The sequence below is a fragment of the Klebsiella sp. SYXHC3 genome (assembly GCF_057196925.1).
The window spans coordinates 1065280-1080103 of record NZ_JBXUNG010000001.1 but is presented as its reverse complement, the minus strand read 5'-3'; the positions used below and the strand labels follow the sequence as shown (position 1 = coordinate 1080103).

Sequence of the window (14824 nt, the reverse complement as noted above, 5' to 3'; positions counted from 1 at the left end):
AATTGTCCGTGCTGGTTGAGGTTATGCCGCAAAATTTATCCCAAGAAAACCTCCTGTCTTTACCGTCAGGGGAACACGTGCAGGCGTTGTTGCGCCAGTTGATGACGATATATGATGTCAAAACCCTGGTCGCACAGCTGGTCGCGGTTGGCGACCAGCACTGGAGCCCGGCGATACTCAAACGGGTGGCGACGGTGAGCCGTGCGGCAAGTAGATTGACTAACGCGGAGTGCGCTCATCTGGCGAGCCTGTTACCGGCCCCGCCGCGCCATCATCCGGACTATGCCTTTCGTTTTATCGATCTCTTCGCCGGCATCGGCGGCATTCGTCACGGCTTTGAAGCTATTGGTGGGCAGTGCGTATTTACCAGCGAGTGGAATAAACACGCCGTACGTACCTATAAAGCTAACTGGTATTGCGATCCGCAAGAGCACAGCTTTAACGCCGATATCCGCGAAATCACTCTCAGCCAGCGCGCCGATATCAGTGATGAAGAGGCGGCGAAGTCTATCCGTGAGGCGATCCCGCAACATGATGTACTGCTCGCGGGCTTCCCCTGTCAGCCTTTTTCGCTCGCCGGAGTATCCAAGAAAAATGCCATGGGGCGCGCTCATGGTTTTGCCTGTGAAACTCAGGGAACGCTGTTTTTTGATGTCGTTAGAATTATTGCCGCCCGCCGTCCGCCGATCTTCGTGCTGGAAAACGTCAAGAATCTGAAGAGCCACGATCAAGGAAGAACCTTCCGTATTATCATGCAGACGCTGGATGAACTAGGCTATGAGGTGGCGGATGCCGATCATGCGGGCGTCGATGATCCAAAAGTGATCGATGGGCGTCATTTCTTACCCCAACACCGTGAGCGTATCGTGCTGGTGGGTTTCCGTCGCGATTTACAATTGCATGAAGGATTTACGCTGCGCGATATCGCCAGCCTGTACCCGACGCAGCGGCCGACCTTTGGCGAGTTATTGGATCCCACCGTCGATGCTAAATTCATCCTGACGCCGGTTTTATGGAAATATCTCTACCGCTACGCGCGTAAACATCAGGCGCGTGGCAACGGTTTTGGCTACGGTCTGGTCGACCCGACCAATCCAGGCAGCGTTGCGCGAACGCTTTCGGCGCGCTACTACAAAGATGGCGCTGAGATTCTGGTCGATCGCGGTTGGGATAAGCCATTGGGCGAAAAGCACTTTGACGATCCACAAAATCAACAGCGCCGCCCGCGGCGTTTAACGCCGCGTGAATGCGCACGGTTGATGGGGTTCGAAGCCCCGGGAGAATACCGTTTTCGTATTCCGGTTTCCGATACCCAGGCCTATCGCCAGTTCGGCAACTCGGTGATTGTTCCGGTGTTTGCCGCGGTAGCGAAGCTGCTGGTGCCGCGAATTTCCGAGGCGGTAAAGCGGCGCGTTGCAGGAGATAGCGATGGCGGACGTTCATGATAAGGCCACCCGTAGTAAAAATATGCGCGCTATCGCGACCCGCGATACGGCAATTGAGAAGCGGCTGGCGGCGCTGCTAACGCAGGCCGGATTCACTTTTCGCGTTCAGGAGGCATCGCTACCGGGGCGGCCTGATTTTCTGCTGTCTGACTACCGCTGCGTTATTTTCACCCATGGCTGCTTTTGGCATCATCATCACTGTTATCTGTTTAAAGTACCGGCGACCCGTACCGATTTCTGGTTGAAAAAAATTGGCGCTAACGTGCAGCGCGATCGCCGCGACCTGGCGATGTTGTTAGCACAAGGCTGGCGGGTGCTGATTGTCTGGGAGTGCGCGCTCCGCGGGCGGCAGAAATTAAGCGATGAGGCTTTATGCGATCGTCTGGAGGAGTGGATCTGCGGCGGTGGCGATTGCGCGCAGATCGACACTCAGGGAATCGGTTTTATCGATCCGATTGACAAGGCGTAACGGTTGAGCGGGCAGGGAAGAGATATTTACCTAGTGTCACCAGCACGACCGCGAAAATAATCACCGCCAGCGCCAGCCATTCGATAAATGAGAGACTTTCGCCGCCAAATCCGGTCCCCAGCAGCACGGCGACAACCGGATTGACATAGGCATAGCTGGTAGCAACCGCCGGCGTTACGTTACGTATCAGATACATATAGGCGTTGATGGCGATAAGCGAGCCAAAAATGGCCAGATACGCAACGGCAAATATTCCAGACCAGGAGGGCATTTGAGCGAGTTTTTCGCCTGAGAACCAGGATGCCGCGGAAAGCACCATCCCTGCCGCCAGCATTTCAATCGCGCCCGCCATCATCCCGGTTGGTAATTCAATACGGGAACCGTAAACCGAGCCAAATGCCCAGCTCAGGGAACCAATCAGAATCAGCAATGCGCCCCAGGGATTGCCACTGAGGTTGCCGCCGCTATTGAGCATCACTATTCCCGCCAGACCGATCGCAATACCGAACCATTCCAGCTTGCGCGTAGCAATGCCAAAAAAACGGCTGAAGCAGAGCGTAAACAGCGGTACGGTGGCGACCATCACCGCTGCGATGCCTGATGGTACATGCTGATGTTCTGCAAGGGTGACGAAGCCATTGCCGACGGCAAGCAACAGGATGCCTATCAGGGCCGCATTAAGTAGCGGCCGGCGGGCCGGGAGTTTATGGCCGGTGGCCAGTAAATAGATAAGCAACACGCCGCCGGCAGAGAGAAAGCGGATCCCGGCCATCATCAACGGCGGCCAGCTGGCAACGCCAATAGCGATAGCAAAATAGGTTGAACCCCAAATGATATACAGCGCAAACAGCGCGCCGATAAGGGGTAACAGCTGACGGGTAGACATACTTCCTCGCGACGAAAAGAGATAGAAAGGGAACATATAGTTAACGTGAAAACTAACGTGCTGGCGAGCGCTTTCAATGTGCTTTTTTTGTTATATTTTTGTTGACTAATGACATCTCTGGGCGAGAGGGCGCTTTTGCCTCATACTCTATGTTTCATAAACAGAAATTGAAGGAAGCACATTTTGGCGGGAAGTAGTCTTTTAACCTTATTGGACGATATTGCCACGCTGCTGGACGATATCTCCGTCATGGGAAAACTGGCGGCCAAGAAAACGGCTGGCGTACTGGGCGATGATCTTTCTCTCAATGCGCAGCAGGTCACAGGCGTAAGAGCCAACCGCGAGCTCCCGGTGGTATGGGGAGTGGCAAAAGGCTCGTTCCTGAATAAAGTGATTCTGGTGCCGCTGGCGTTACTCATCAGCGCCTTTATTCCCTGGGCCATTACGCCGCTATTGATGCTGGGCGGCGCATTTCTCTGCTTTGAAGGCTTTGAAAAAGTGCTGCATAACCTGCACGCGCGCAAGAATAAGGAGGATCCGAAATTGCGCCAGCAGCGGCTGGAAACGCTTGCAGCCCAGGATCCGCAGGCCTTTGAGCGCGATAAAGTAAAAGGGGCGATCCGTACCGACTTTATCTTATCAGCCGAAATCGTCGCGATTACCCTGGGTATTGTAGCTGATGCGCCATTGCTTAATCAGATCCTGATTTTATCCGGCATCGCCATTCTCGTGACCGTTGGGGTTTATGGCCTGGTGGGCGTCATTGTTAAGCTCGATGACATGGGATATTGGCTGGCGGAGAAGAAAAGCGCACTGGCGCAGTGGGTTGGAAAAGCGCTCCTGGCCATCGCGCCGCGATTGATGAAAATTCTGACTTTCGTCGGTACCCTGGCGATGTTTCTGGTTGGCGGCGGTATCGTGGTTCACGGCGTAGCGCCGCTGCATCATTTCATCGAGAATTTTGCCCATGGGCTAAGCGGAATGCTGGCATCCACATTGCCTGTGGCCGCTAATCTGGTGCTAGGATTTATCATTGGCGCTATCGTCTTTGGCGTCGTTAAAGCTATCACCGCGTTACGCGGTAAAGCGAAATAAATCCCTGCGCCGGCTACGCAAAATGGGCCGGGGTCGTCTAAGGTGAAACAGTTTCTTCCTGATACCGGAGGCAAAAATGGTCTTGTTGGTCAGTGATGAAGTCAGACGAAAAAACGGCGGGCCGCGGATGGTGGTCACCGGCATTGCCGACGATATGGTCGAGTGCCGGTGGTATGACGGACAGGTCGTACAGCGTGAAGCCTTCCGTGAAGATGAGTTGGTCCGCGGCGAAGGGCAACATTCGCAGCATAATTAGATGTGCAGCGCCCGCTGGTGCGGGCGCTTTTAATATTGATTACGTTCGGACAAGGAGCGTTGATGTTGTTGGTTTCTTTGACCGTACTGCGAGTAAATAATGGATAAGCCGCTCTGGCCAAAAAAGTTTCATCGCCTCTTCAATCCGGGGCGAGTGGTCAATATCTGTTTCATCGTGGTGCTGTTCTTTTCAACGTTGCTCATCTGGCGAGAAATCCGCGTACTGGAAGAAGCCTACGTCGCCAACCAACGTAATAATCTTGAGAACGTGGCCCATGAAATGGATGGGCTGTTGCAATTTAATCTCAATCGTCTGCTCTTTTTTCGCAACAGCATGCAATCAGCACTGGAGAATCCGCTGGATTTCGCCATTCTGCGCCGGGCCGAACAGGAGTACATCAGTAAACGTCATGATCCCATCTGGTCAGTCGAGCTAAACAACCGGCGTACTCTGACGGTATACGGGGTTTCAGATTCTTTTGTCGACGCTGATGATCTGTTGTCGCGTAATAATCCTCAGGCCAGCAATGAACTGATGGCTACCCTTGAGCTGGGCTATCTTCTGCGTTTGACCAATAACAACAGAATTTTCAGCGAGCGCATGTCCTACGTTTCTCGCAGCGGGTTTTATACCACTACCGATGCCCCGCGCAGTTCCAGCCAGGTGCTGGCGCAGTTCTCGCGAGATACGGGGTCAGCATGGTTTATGCGGCAAACCCAGCGTGATAATCCAGGGCGAGGGATCCTCTGGCAAACGACTCAACAAGAAGACGGGTATACGCAACCGCAGGTGGTTACGGCCTCGATCCCTCTTGATTATGAGCACTACTGGCTGGGGGTGCTGGCGATGGATTTTTCCATCCGCGACCTGCAGAATTTTCTGGTCAGTGCGGTAAAAGGAGGGCAAATGGGCGAGTATCAACTGTATGACAAGCAGCTCAATTTGCTCGCCTCTTCGGCGCCGGATGATGTCCTGACGCCGCTCTCGCCAAAGGAACAAGAACAACTTCGTTATGCGTTGACCAATGATAACCATGGCGGCATACGTCAGTTAACTCGCTATATCAGTTGGGAAAAGATCCGCAACTTTGACGGCGTACTGTTGCATATTCATACTTTGAAGGAAGGAGTGCGTGGTGATTTCGGGACGATTTCCATCGCACTGACCCTGATGTGGTTAATGTTTACCCTCATGTTGATTGTGTCGTGGGGGGTTATTCGCCGTATGGTCATCAACATGAGCGTGTTGCAGGCGTCCCTTGAGTGGCAGGCCTGGCATGACGCATTAACGCGGCTGCTAAATCGCGGCGCTCTGTTTGAACGGGCGATCGCGGCGGCCCGAAGCTGCCGGCGGAATAATCAACCGATATCCGTCATACAGCTGGATCTGGATTATTTTAAAGGCATCAATGATAAACATGGTCACCAGGCAGGGGACCGTGTTTTGACGTTGGTTGGCAGTACTATTATGGGACAGATTCGCGAGCAGGATATTGCCGGACGCGTTGGTGGTGAAGAGTTCTGTATCGTTCTACCCAATACCCAACTGCCGCAAGCGCGTGCGATTGCTGAGCGTATTCGTCTGCGTATCCATAGCCGGGAGATATTGTTGCACAATAGCGTTAGTTTGCGGCTCAGCGCCTCGCTGGGGATCAGTAGTAGCGAAACATCAGATGAGTTTAACTTTGAGGAGCTGCAGTCGATTGCCGATCATCGCCTGTATCTGGCAAAGCAGAATGGACGTAATCGGGTTTGTTCGGCTGGGTAGGGCCTGGTAATGTGAGGATGCTCACCTTTATTGCCGTGTTGTTGCTCTTCGGTATGGGAAAATTCTTAAAAAACGTATGACACAAGCATACCGTTCGTAAAAGAACGATAACAGGCAAGCCTTGTCGCGCCTGGGTTATTAAATAGGTTGTACATATAAGCCGCATTTCTCAATAATTCTCATCATGAATACTTCTTGTCATGCAAAATAATTGAGGATAATGTCTTCCATGCATCGGATTTCCCGGTGTAACGAATTTTCAAGTGCTTCTTGCATTAGCAAGTTTGATCCCGACTCCTGCGAGTCGGGATTTTTTTCACCTGAGCTTAGCGATTGGCTTCAGTAACGCTAAAGTCATGAATATCAAGCTCAAAGGCTTCGGCCAGCTCGCGCCATGTGTGTTCATCACGGCCATCGATACTGACATGATGCGGATCATCTTCACTACGATGTACTTCGCTTTCGCTAATCTCATTGATCGCCGCCAGCAGGGCATCGACATTAACGTCAATCCCGTCGGTATTCATCACACCGTGGTCTTTAGCGGATTTCATCATCACTACCTCGCTCGGCTCTGAAAGGGCCTCTTTAAGTATAGACGGTCTATAAAAACGCCAGTTGCGCTGGCTGAACGCTGCGTGAAGTCAGCTTTTGTTCTACACTGGCTCAAAACGAGAGGAGGCGAGTTATGCAGGTAAACGATCGTGTCACGGTAAAGACCGACGGTGGCCCACGTCGATCGGGGGTAGTACTGGCAATTGAGTCGTTTAGTGAAGGAACCATGTATCTTGTAGCGCTGGAAGATTACCCGCTGGGGATCTGGTTTTTCAATGAAGTGGGGCATCCGGACGGCATCTTTGTTGAGAAAGCAGAGTAGGCCCCCATTCAGAAACTGGCGGTAATCGCCGCCAGTTTGCCATCAGCGCATATTGACGTAAATGCCGGAAGTAATGTTTTCAGCCAACCGAACAATGTGGTAAATCACCTGTTTATTGTGTGTCTGGATTTTTTTCTTAATATTACCTTTATGTGACGAAACGGTTTTTGCTTTGATATTCATCTGCCTGGAAATATGTGAAGTAGCGTGGCCGGCCATCCACATTTGCAGCATATTCGATTCGGCCTGACTGAGCGATAGAGTGGGAATGCGGGTACGTAATTGGTTTAGATTATTGGCGCTATCGGTCTGCAGATAATTACCCAGTATGTTATCAAGGTCTTTCGGCGTAAGGGATTTTGAGCTGATAAGTAAATTCTTGCGTACAAGTAAATAGTGATCAAAATGGATGTTGGCCAGCGACATAAAAATAACAAATAGAGTATCGGGGTAGGTGGTAATGATGTCGCGGATAAGTTGATTGCTCTCTTCGTGATGTATAAAACAGTCTTCGTTGAGAAACACAACCGCCGGACGCAGCGATTCGCAGCGCTCTTTCAAACTCTGTGCGCTACGCACCTCAATGATATCGCGCTTCTTTATTCCCCGGCTTGCCAGATATCCGGTTAAACCTAGCCGGGTATAGCTGCACAAATCCATGATAATCGTTGACATGACCCATCCTCAATCAACACGTAACGATAATTCATCTGGCCCAGGCCGTGTGATGAAGTCCATTTTTGTAACACCTGACTTTATGCGGAAAGCATTAGCCAAGCTAAACTATTCGCTAATAATACTCATAATTTGCCAGGAATATTCTCAAAGTAAAGCCATAGAAAAAGAATAAACAGACCCTGACAGTAATAATGCCCGGTGTCGCGGCATGTCGTCGCCAGAATTGTAATTTATTTTCGGATTATCCTTATGGAGGAGCAGCCTATTAAATTGGCGTTGGCTGTATTCTATTCAAAAAATGCATTTGTCATTCAGGTTTCATACAACTAATAATAATCGGTAAGAATAAATGCTGAGATTGACGGCGAAGCTAAGCAATGGGAGCATCGCGCAGGGGTGGCGGCCTTAACGCTTTAATGCCACAATACTTTTTTATCGGTTTGTGGGATGGATGATGAAAAAGATTGTTATGGCTGGCGCGCTGCTTACCCTGGCCGGATGCGTTCAGGTTGATACCTATGAGGCGGTGGTCAAAGCGCCGGCGCCTGCAGGGCTGGAAGGGTTCTGGCAATCGAAGGGACCGCAGAGCGCAATGGTAAGTCCTGAGGCGATTGCGACGTTTATCGTTACCAAAGACGGAGATACTCTCGATTGCCGTCAGTGGCAGCGGGTAATTGCTGAGCCGGGAAAATTAATGAACCGCGACAATCAGGTTTATAATGTGACCAGCAGCCTCGATATTTATCCTATTGAACGTACTGGAAACTCGCTGGAATACGATCGAATGACGTTAACCCGTGTTGAACGCTTAACGCCGGAATGCGAGCAGGCCTGGAAAAAGAACCAGACGGCGAGTACGACCGCGCAGTAATCGATGTTGGCGGGCCGGCTATAAAGCCAGCCCGCTGACCTCAAAGCACCTCTTCAATCACCCACACGCTTACGCTGCCTGCATTACAGGTGAATACGGCATTGCCCTCGTCATCAGTCTCAATAACCTCTTGTCGATTATTGAGAAAATCCTTCCAGCGTTTATTGGCATAATTCTCGCCAAGCGGTAACGTTTTCTCGCCATCGTCGCCGTTGGAGAGCACCACTACGCAGCCAGGATGTTCATCGGTGCCGCTGCGGCTGAAGGCGATACAGTTAGGATGATCGAACCACAGCGTTTGTACGCCGTGGGCGAAACGCTGACGCGCATCGATGAGTTCGTGAAGCTGCTCGATAACCGGCATCTCGATGGAGTATGTCTGGCCATCTCCGCCGGTATCTTCATAACTTGCGCCGAACAGGTCGGCGTAAAATACCGAGGGAACACCGTTTTCACGCAGTAAAATCAGCGCATAGGCTAACGGCTTAAACCAGGCCTCGACCGGCGCTTCCAGCGCCTGAAGCGGTTGGGTGTCATGATTTGTGACCAACGTGACCGCATGGAATGGGTCGGCTTCCACCAGCGTCCCGGTGAAGATTTGACTCATGTCGTAATCGCGGCCCTGACGCGAGGCTTCATGGAATTTCATCTGCAGCGGCGCATCAAACAGCATGGTATTACCGTCAACAAGGTCGATGTACTGCTGTAGCTTATCCACCTCGTGTGACCAGTATTCGGCAACAATAAATAGCGGTTTATCGGTGGCCCCCTGCACATGCTCAATCCACTCTTTATAAAACCATGCCGGAATATGTTTGACGGCATCCAGGCGGAAACCATCGCAGCCGGTCTGTTCAATGACCCAGCGGGCCCAATATTTTATCTCTTCGGTCACGGCATGGTTACGGAAATCGATATTTTCGCCCATGAGATAATCGAAGTTGCCCATTTCATCGTCGACCTGATCGTTCCAGCCATCGCCGGTGTAGTCATTAACAACTTTGAATACGCCATCTTCATCGGGATTTTCGATATGGTCGATACCGCTAAAACATTTATAGTCCCAGATAAATTGTGAATATTTGCCACCGCGGCCCGGAAAGGTATAGCGGGTCCAGGCTTCACATTCGATGATTTCTTCCGCGATTTGCGTGCGGTCCTGTTCATCAACGCGTTGTACGCGGATGCGTTCTTTCTCATCGGCGCCCATCTTGTGGTTTACGACGACATCAAGAAGTACGGCAATTTGATGTTCTTTTAGCGCATTAATCGCCGCTAACAGCTGAGCTTTATCGCCGTATTTGGTGGCAACCGATCCTTTCTGATCGAATTCACCGAGGTCGAAAAGATCGTAACTATCGTAGCCAACTGAATAACCGCCGGAAGCGCCCTTATAGGCGGGCGGCAACCAAATCATATTAATGCCAATTTCATTGAGATTTGGCGCAAGGGCTTCTACTTCCCGCCATAACTCGCCACCTTCCGGGTAATACCAGTGAAAACATTGCAACAACGTGGGATTTTTCATCTTCCATGCTCCTGGCGTCATCAAGCTGACCTTTGCAGTATGGGAGATAACTGGCAAATATGAATAATTTCGTTGCTTTTTCGCTATACCCTAAATAGCCGCATATATAATAAATTGGCATAAGATGTAGCGGATAGATGTTGGTAGGCTGCTGCTAAACGCCTTACACTACACGAAAATCTCATTATATTCGGGGTATCTATGAAATTAGCACTTCTGGGTCGTCAGGCGCTGATGGGCGCAATGGCCGTAGCATTGATGGCTGGTGTAAGCGTGAAAAGCTTCGCCGCTGAAAATCTGCTTAATCAGGTCAAAGAGCGCGGCACGCTACGCGTTGGCCTGGAAGGTACATACCCGCCGTTTAGTTATCAAGGCGATGATGGCAAATTGACCGGTTTTGAAGTTGAGTTTGCCAATGAACTGGCGAAACACATCGGGGTGAAAGCCGATCTCAAACCCACCAAATGGGACGGCATGCTGGCTTCTCTCGATTCTAAACGTATTGATGTGGTGATTAACCAGGTCACTATTTCCGACCAGCGCAAGAAAAAATACGACTTCTCCACCCCTTATACTATTTCTGGTGTTCAGGCGCTGGTGAAAAAGGGTAACGAAGGCGTGATTAAAACCGCGGCGGACCTGAAAGGTAAAAAAGTCGGCGTTGGCCTGGGTACCAATTATGAAGAGTGGTTGCGCCAGAACGTACAGGGCGTTGATATCCGCACCTATGATGATGACCCGACAAAATATCAGGACCTGCGCGTAGGCCGTATTGACGCCATTTTGGTTGACCGTCTGGCAGCGTTGGATTTGGTCAAGAAAACGAACAACACTCTGGCTGTAACCGGTGAAGCATTCTCCCGTCAGGAGTCCGGGGTGGCGTTACGTAAAGGAAATGAAGATCTGCTGAAAGCGGTGGACACCGCTATTGCAGATATGCAGAAAGATGGCAGCCTGAAGGCGCTTTCAGAAAAATGGTTTGGTGCTGACGTCACTAAGTAACGTCTGAAGATGAAAAAAGGCGCTGATAACGGCGCCTTTTTTTATTTCGCCAGCAACTGCGTGCATAATAAGGATAACTGAGTCTGGAGGTGCCATGTCACTACAAAATTTAACGCGTTTTCCGCGCCTGGAATTTATTGGCGCGCCGACGCCGCTGGAATATCTACCACGCCTGTCCGATCATCTCGGACGGGATATTTTTATAAAACGCGATGATGTCACCCCCATGGCGATGGGAGGAAATAAACTGCGTAAGCTGGAGTTCCTCGCCGCCGATGCGCTGCGTGAGGGCGCTGATACGCTGATCACCGCAGGGGCGATTCAATCGAACCATGTGCGCCAGACGGCAGCCGTGGCTGCGAAACTGGGGCTGCACTGCGTCGCGTTGTTGGAAAATCCGATAGGCACGCGTGCTGAAAATTATCTGACCAACGGTAATCGCCTGCTGCTGGATCTGTTCAATACTCAGGTTGAGATGTGTGATGCATTAACCGATCCCAACGCGCAGCTTGAAGAGCTGGCGACACGTATTGAAGCTCAGGGATACCGTCCATATGTCATTCCGGTCGGCGGATCTAACGCCCTGGGCGCGTTAGGTTATGTCGAAAGCGCACTGGAAATCGCCCAGCAATGTGAAGGAGCGGTGGAGATCTCTTCGGTAGTGGTTGCCTCCGGTAGCGCGGGTACTCATGCCGGGCTGGCGGTAGGCCTGGAACAGCTGATGCCAAATGCAGAATTAATAGGGGTGACCGTGTCACGTAGCGTTGCCGACCAGTTGCCTAAGGTGGTGACGCTGCAGCAGGCCGTTGCCAACAGTCTTGAGCTGCAGGCCAAAGCGGAGATTACCTTGTGGGATGATTATTTTGCTCCCGGATACGGTACGCCCAATGAAGAAGGCATGGAAGCGGTGAAACTGCTGGCGCAGCTGGAAGGTATCCTGCTGGATCCGGTTTATACCGGAAAGGCCATGGCCGGGCTGATTGATGGCATTAATCAGAATCGCTTTAAGGATGAGGGGCCGATTCTGTTTATCCATACCGGTGGCGCGCCTGCGCTGTTTGCTTATCATCCGCACGTCTAATGCAGAATAAATCGAATGCAAGAAAGTATCCAACTGGTCATTGACTCCGCGCCTTACCTGTTAAAGGGCGCAGTTTTTACGTTACAACTGAGCATCGGCGGTATGTTCTTCGGCCTGCTGCTGGGATTTATCCTCGCACTGATGCGCATGTCGTCAATCTGGCCGGTCAGATGGCTGGCGCGGATGTATATCTCTATTTTCCGTGGCACCCCGCTGATTGCCCAACTGTTCATGATCTATTACGGTTTGCCGCAGTTCGGCATTGAGCTGGATCCGATTCCGGCGGCGATGATTGGCCTGTCATTGAATACAGCGGCCTATGCGGCGGAAACGCTGCGCGCGGCGATTGCCTCTATAGACAAAGGGCAGTGGGAAGCCGCCGCCAGTATCGGCATGACGCCGTGGCAGACTTTGCGTCGGGCTATTTTACCGCAGGCTGCCCGCGTGGCGCTGCCGCCGCTCTCTAACAGCTTTATCAGCCTTGTCAAAGATACTTCGCTGGCGGCGACGATTCAGGTACCGGAACTGTTCCGCCAGGCACAGTTAATTACCTCACGTACGCTGGAAGTATTTACGATGTATCTGGCCGCCTCGCTGATCTATTGGGTGATGGCGACCGTACTATCAACCTTGCAGAATTATTTTGAAAATCAGCTGAATCGCCAGGAGCGTGATCCAAAATGAGTGCGATTGAAGTAAAAAAACTGGTGAAAAAATTCCACGGGCAGACCGTGCTGCACGGTATCGATCTCGAGGTTCAGGAAGGGGAGGTCGTGGCGATTATCGGCCCAAGCGGCTCTGGTAAAACCACGCTGTTGCGCAGCATTAACCTGCTTGAACACCCCGAAAGCGGTACCATTCGCGTAGGCGATGTGACTATCGATACTTCGCGTAGTATTGGCCAGCAAAAAGGGTTGATCCGCCGTCTGCGACAGCATGTTGGCTTTGTGTTCCAGAACTTCAATCTTTTCCCGCATCGTACGGTGCTGGAAAATATTATTGAAGGGCCGGTTATCGTCAAAGGCGAAGATAAGAACGAGGCCATTTCTCTGGCGCGTGAACTGCTGGCAAAGGTAGGGTTGTCGGGAAAAGAGAATAGCTATCCGCGTCGTTTATCCGGCGGGCAGCAGCAGCGTGTGGCGATTGCCCGCGCGTTAGCAATGCGCCCGGATGTTATTCTTTTTGATGAGCCAACTTCTGCATTGGATCCAGAGTTAGTGGGCGAGGTACTCAACACCATCCGTCAACTGGCGCAGGAAAAGCGCACCATGGTTATTGTCACCCATGAGATGAGTTTCGCTCGCGATGTCGCCGACCGCGCCATTTTCATGGATCAGGGGCGTATCGTCGAACAAGGTAAGGCCAGAGAGCTATTTGCTAACCCGCAGCAACCGCGTACTCGTCAGTTCCTCGAAAAATTTCTCATGCAGTAACACTTCTCTCTCATCGTGGTCCTCACAATTGGCTGGGGGCCGCGATCGGACAACCTGCCAATCACCGCCGTTGCTGGCGAGGCAGAACATATTTTCTTCCTTAGTTCGATAAATAATCGTCAGCGAAAATCGAATAATGCGATGGCTACGTTATTTTATACATATAAATAAGATTTATGTGTTAGTTTTATGTATTTATAATAATGATTATCAATCAGGGGTTATTTGGTAGGTTATGAGGGACATTGATTTTTTCAGCTGGCGGCGGGAAATGCTGCAACAATTCCAGTCAACTCATGATGGGGATTCGGTTTATAACCTTCTCCAACAGCAAACAGAAGAACTGGAATACGACTACTACGCACTCTGTGTGCGCCATCCGGTGCCTTTTACACGCCCGAAACTGACGTTGCAATCAACTTATCCTCAGGCCTGGATGTCACATTATCAGGCGGAGAATTATTTTGCTATTGATCCGGTATTACGCAGAGAAAATTTTCTTCGTGGACATCTACCATGGAATGACCAGCTTTTTTGCGAGACCCCAGAATTGTGGAATGGCGCGCGCGATCATGGTTTAAATAAAGGCGTGACGCAGTGTCTGACCTTGCCAAATCATGCGTTGGGCTTCTTATCGGTTTCTGCTAAAAATGCGCAGCCGGGTCCGTATCACGAGGACGAATTAGAGTTACGTCTAAGAACGCTGACCGAGCTTAGCCTGCTGGCGTTGCTGCGGCTGGAGGATGAAATGGTTATGCCGCCGGAGATGAAGTTTAGCCGGCGCGAGCTGGAGATCCTAAAATGGACCGCAGAAGGAAAGACCTCGGCAGAGGTGGCGATGATATTGTCTATTTCAGAAAATACGGTCAATTTTCATCAGAAGAATATGCAGCGGAAATTTAACGCCCCCAACAAAACGCAAATTGCCTGTTATGCCGTCGCAACAGGATTAATTTGAGCGAATCGCTCGTTCTGCGTGTCAGACGTGAAACCGGCTGTCAGCGATCGCTTTCAGCCGGTCCTTTCTTACTGACGGTAAGCTTGTTTAATTTGCTTAACGGTGCTGGAGAATACGGCAGCCTGAGCCTCATCTTCCATCTGCGCGATTTGCTTTTCCATTTTAATAATCACGCGGCCAGCATCTGCCTGACCCATAGCCTGAAGCATTAGCGTCAGCAGGGCTTTCAAGCAGGAGACTTCCTGCGCCAGCTGTTGATTATTTTCTGCAGTGGAAAAATCTGGTGTGCTCATCGATATCCTCGTTTGCTATCAGCGCTGTCGCGCAATACTAAATGTTAAGGCGGCGCAGTATACCACAAGCAGTAGAAAAAAAAGGAGCGCGTGATTTGTGTTGCTGATGTTGCGCGCTGAGCGGTTAAATTTACTGAATAATATCTGTTCATCTAAGTGCTCATCGTTAATATTTTCCGCCGCTT

The 14824-nt window shown here is 51.0% G+C and carries 17 protein-coding genes; 12 read left to right on the top strand and 5 right to left on the bottom strand.

Annotated elements, in window-relative coordinates; translation table 11 throughout:
* Positions 1 to 23: 23 nt before the first annotated feature.
* Both AC2CGP_RS05325 and AC2CGP_RS05320 read left to right on the top strand, forming a co-directional pair.
* On the top strand, positions 24 to 1445 hold the full coding sequence (locus AC2CGP_RS05325; RefSeq protein ID WP_213759632.1) for a DNA cytosine methyltransferase: 1422 nt from the start codon (positions 24 to 26) through the stop codon (positions 1443 to 1445).
* The gene (locus AC2CGP_RS05320; RefSeq protein ID WP_059443952.1) at positions 1429 to 1914 is read left to right on the top strand and encodes a very short patch repair endonuclease; all 486 of its coding nucleotides are present in this window, start codon (positions 1429 to 1431) and stop codon (positions 1912 to 1914) included. Before AC2CGP_RS05325 ends, AC2CGP_RS05320 begins: the two co-directional genes overlap by 17 nt.
* On the opposite strand, the gene yedA is transcribed toward AC2CGP_RS05320, so the two are convergent.
* Complete coding sequence (yedA, locus tag AC2CGP_RS05315) at positions 1889 to 2800, bottom strand: drug/metabolite exporter YedA (RefSeq protein ID WP_015365893.1); 912 nt, start codon at positions 2798 to 2800, stop codon at positions 1889 to 1891. The genes AC2CGP_RS05320 and yedA overlap by 26 nt on opposite strands.
* A gap of 183 nt (positions 2801 to 2983) precedes the next feature.
* On the opposite strand from yedA, the gene AC2CGP_RS05310 reads away from it, so the two are divergent.
* From AC2CGP_RS05310 to dgcQ, 3 genes are all read left to right on the top strand, one after another.
* The gene (locus AC2CGP_RS05310; RefSeq protein WP_015705985.1) at positions 2984 to 3895 is read left to right on the top strand and encodes a DUF808 family protein; all 912 of its coding nucleotides are present in this window, start codon (positions 2984 to 2986) and stop codon (positions 3893 to 3895) included.
* 76 nt (positions 3896 to 3971) lie between these two features.
* Complete coding sequence (locus AC2CGP_RS05305; RefSeq protein ID WP_015365895.1) at positions 3972 to 4151, top strand: YodC family protein; 180 nt, start codon at positions 3972 to 3974, stop codon at positions 4149 to 4151.
* Between the two features lie 99 nt (positions 4152 to 4250).
* Positions 4251 to 5918 carry a cellulose biosynthesis regulator diguanylate cyclase DgcQ gene (gene dgcQ / locus AC2CGP_RS05300; RefSeq protein ID WP_213759633.1) on the top strand — a complete coding sequence of 556 codons (1668 nt, stop codon included), beginning with the start codon at positions 4251 to 4253 and terminating at the stop codon, positions 5916 to 5918.
* Positions 5919 to 6244: 326 nt separating this feature from the next.
* On the opposite strand, the gene yodD is transcribed toward dgcQ, so the two are convergent.
* On the bottom strand, positions 6245 to 6472 hold the full coding sequence (gene yodD / locus AC2CGP_RS05295; RefSeq protein WP_032705990.1) for a YodD family peroxide/acid resistance protein: 228 nt from the start codon (positions 6470 to 6472) through the stop codon (positions 6245 to 6247).
* A 134-nt stretch (positions 6473 to 6606) separates the two neighbouring features.
* Between yodD and dsrB the strand changes: the two genes are divergently transcribed.
* A complete protein-coding gene (gene dsrB / locus AC2CGP_RS05290; protein WP_015365898.1) occupies positions 6607 to 6795 on the top strand; it encodes a protein DsrB in 189 nt (62 codons plus the stop codon).
* Positions 6796 to 6837: 42 nt separating this feature from the next.
* Here dsrB and rcsA read toward each other — a convergent pair whose 3' ends face one another.
* The gene (rcsA, locus tag AC2CGP_RS05285; protein ID WP_015365899.1) at positions 6838 to 7470 is read right to left on the bottom strand and encodes a transcriptional regulator RcsA; all 633 of its coding nucleotides are present in this window, start codon (positions 7468 to 7470) and stop codon (positions 6838 to 6840) included.
* 454 nt (positions 7471 to 7924) lie between these two features.
* Between rcsA and yedD the strand changes: the two genes are divergently transcribed.
* Positions 7925 to 8344, top strand: a complete 420-nt coding sequence (gene yedD / locus AC2CGP_RS05280; RefSeq protein ID WP_162182287.1) for a lipoprotein YedD — start codon at positions 7925 to 7927, stop codon at positions 8342 to 8344.
* A gap of 40 nt (positions 8345 to 8384) precedes the next feature.
* Here the strand turns inward: yedD and amyA are convergent, their stop codons facing one another.
* Positions 8385 to 9872 carry an alpha-amylase gene (gene amyA / locus AC2CGP_RS05275; RefSeq protein WP_015705982.1) on the bottom strand — a complete coding sequence of 496 codons (1488 nt, stop codon included), beginning with the start codon at positions 9870 to 9872 and terminating at the stop codon, positions 8385 to 8387.
* A gap of 201 nt (positions 9873 to 10073) precedes the next feature.
* On the opposite strand from amyA, the gene tcyJ reads away from it, so the two are divergent.
* The 5 genes from tcyJ (at position 10074) to sdiA (ending at position 14346) form a co-directional block, all read left to right on the top strand.
* Entirely contained in the window at positions 10074 to 10874 is an 801-nt protein-coding gene (gene tcyJ / locus AC2CGP_RS05270; protein WP_045387556.1) for a cystine ABC transporter substrate-binding protein, read from the top strand.
* Positions 10875 to 10968: 94 nt separating this feature from the next.
* Positions 10969 to 11955, top strand: a complete 987-nt coding sequence (gene dcyD / locus AC2CGP_RS05265) for a D-cysteine desulfhydrase (protein WP_015365903.1) — start codon at positions 10969 to 10971, stop codon at positions 11953 to 11955.
* A gap of 15 nt (positions 11956 to 11970) precedes the next feature.
* A complete protein-coding gene (gene tcyL, locus AC2CGP_RS05260; protein WP_015705981.1) occupies positions 11971 to 12639 on the top strand; it encodes a cystine ABC transporter permease in 669 nt (222 codons plus the stop codon).
* Complete coding sequence (gene tcyN, locus AC2CGP_RS05255) at positions 12636 to 13388, top strand: L-cystine ABC transporter ATP-binding protein TcyN (protein WP_032708677.1); 753 nt, start codon at positions 12636 to 12638, stop codon at positions 13386 to 13388. Before tcyL ends, tcyN begins: the two co-directional genes overlap by 4 nt.
* A gap of 235 nt (positions 13389 to 13623) precedes the next feature.
* Positions 13624 to 14346 carry a quorum-sensing transcriptional regulator SdiA gene (gene sdiA, locus AC2CGP_RS05250; RefSeq protein WP_020078446.1) on the top strand — a complete coding sequence of 241 codons (723 nt, stop codon included), beginning with the start codon at positions 13624 to 13626 and terminating at the stop codon, positions 14344 to 14346.
* Between the two features lie 68 nt (positions 14347 to 14414).
* Here the strand turns inward: sdiA and AC2CGP_RS05245 are convergent, their stop codons facing one another.
* Positions 14415 to 14639, bottom strand: a complete 225-nt coding sequence (locus AC2CGP_RS05245) for a DUF2594 family protein (RefSeq protein ID WP_015365908.1) — start codon at positions 14637 to 14639, stop codon at positions 14415 to 14417.
* Positions 14640 to 14824: the final 185 nt, after the last annotated feature.

Coding starts and splice junctions, on each gene's coding strand:
- amyA (WP_015705982.1), bottom strand. CDS start 9,872: ATGAAAAATCCCACGTTGTTGCAATGTTTTCACTGGTATTACCCGGAA.
- sdiA (WP_020078446.1), top strand. CDS start 13,624: ATGAGGGACATTGATTTTTTCAGCTGGCGGCGGGAAATGCTGCAACAA.
- AC2CGP_RS05320 (WP_059443952.1), top strand. CDS start 1,429: ATGGCGGACGTTCATGATAAGGCCACCCGTAGTAAAAATATGCGCGCT.
- AC2CGP_RS05245 (WP_015365908.1), bottom strand. CDS start 14,639: ATGAGCACACCAGATTTTTCCACTGCAGAAAATAATCAACAGCTGGCG.
- yedD (WP_162182287.1), top strand. CDS start 7,925: ATGATGAAAAAGATTGTTATGGCTGGCGCGCTGCTTACCCTGGCCGGA.
- yedA (WP_015365893.1), bottom strand. CDS start 2,800: ATGTCTACCCGTCAGCTGTTACCCCTTATCGGCGCGCTGTTTGCGCTG.
- dsrB (WP_015365898.1), top strand. CDS start 6,607: ATGCAGGTAAACGATCGTGTCACGGTAAAGACCGACGGTGGCCCACGT.
- tcyN (WP_032708677.1), top strand. CDS start 12,636: ATGAGTGCGATTGAAGTAAAAAAACTGGTGAAAAAATTCCACGGGCAG.
- rcsA (WP_015365899.1), bottom strand. CDS start 7,470: ATGTCAACGATTATCATGGATTTGTGCAGCTATACCCGGCTAGGTTTA.
- AC2CGP_RS05305 (WP_015365895.1), top strand. CDS start 3,972: ATGGTCTTGTTGGTCAGTGATGAAGTCAGACGAAAAAACGGCGGGCCG.
- tcyL (WP_015705981.1), top strand. CDS start 11,971: ATGCAAGAAAGTATCCAACTGGTCATTGACTCCGCGCCTTACCTGTTA.
- dcyD (WP_015365903.1), top strand. CDS start 10,969: ATGTCACTACAAAATTTAACGCGTTTTCCGCGCCTGGAATTTATTGGC.
- yodD (WP_032705990.1), bottom strand. CDS start 6,472: ATGAAATCCGCTAAAGACCACGGTGTGATGAATACCGACGGGATTGAC.
- tcyJ (WP_045387556.1), top strand. CDS start 10,074: ATGAAATTAGCACTTCTGGGTCGTCAGGCGCTGATGGGCGCAATGGCC.
- dgcQ (WP_213759633.1), top strand. CDS start 4,251: ATGGATAAGCCGCTCTGGCCAAAAAAGTTTCATCGCCTCTTCAATCCG.
- AC2CGP_RS05325 (WP_213759632.1), top strand. CDS start 24: ATGCCGCAAAATTTATCCCAAGAAAACCTCCTGTCTTTACCGTCAGGG.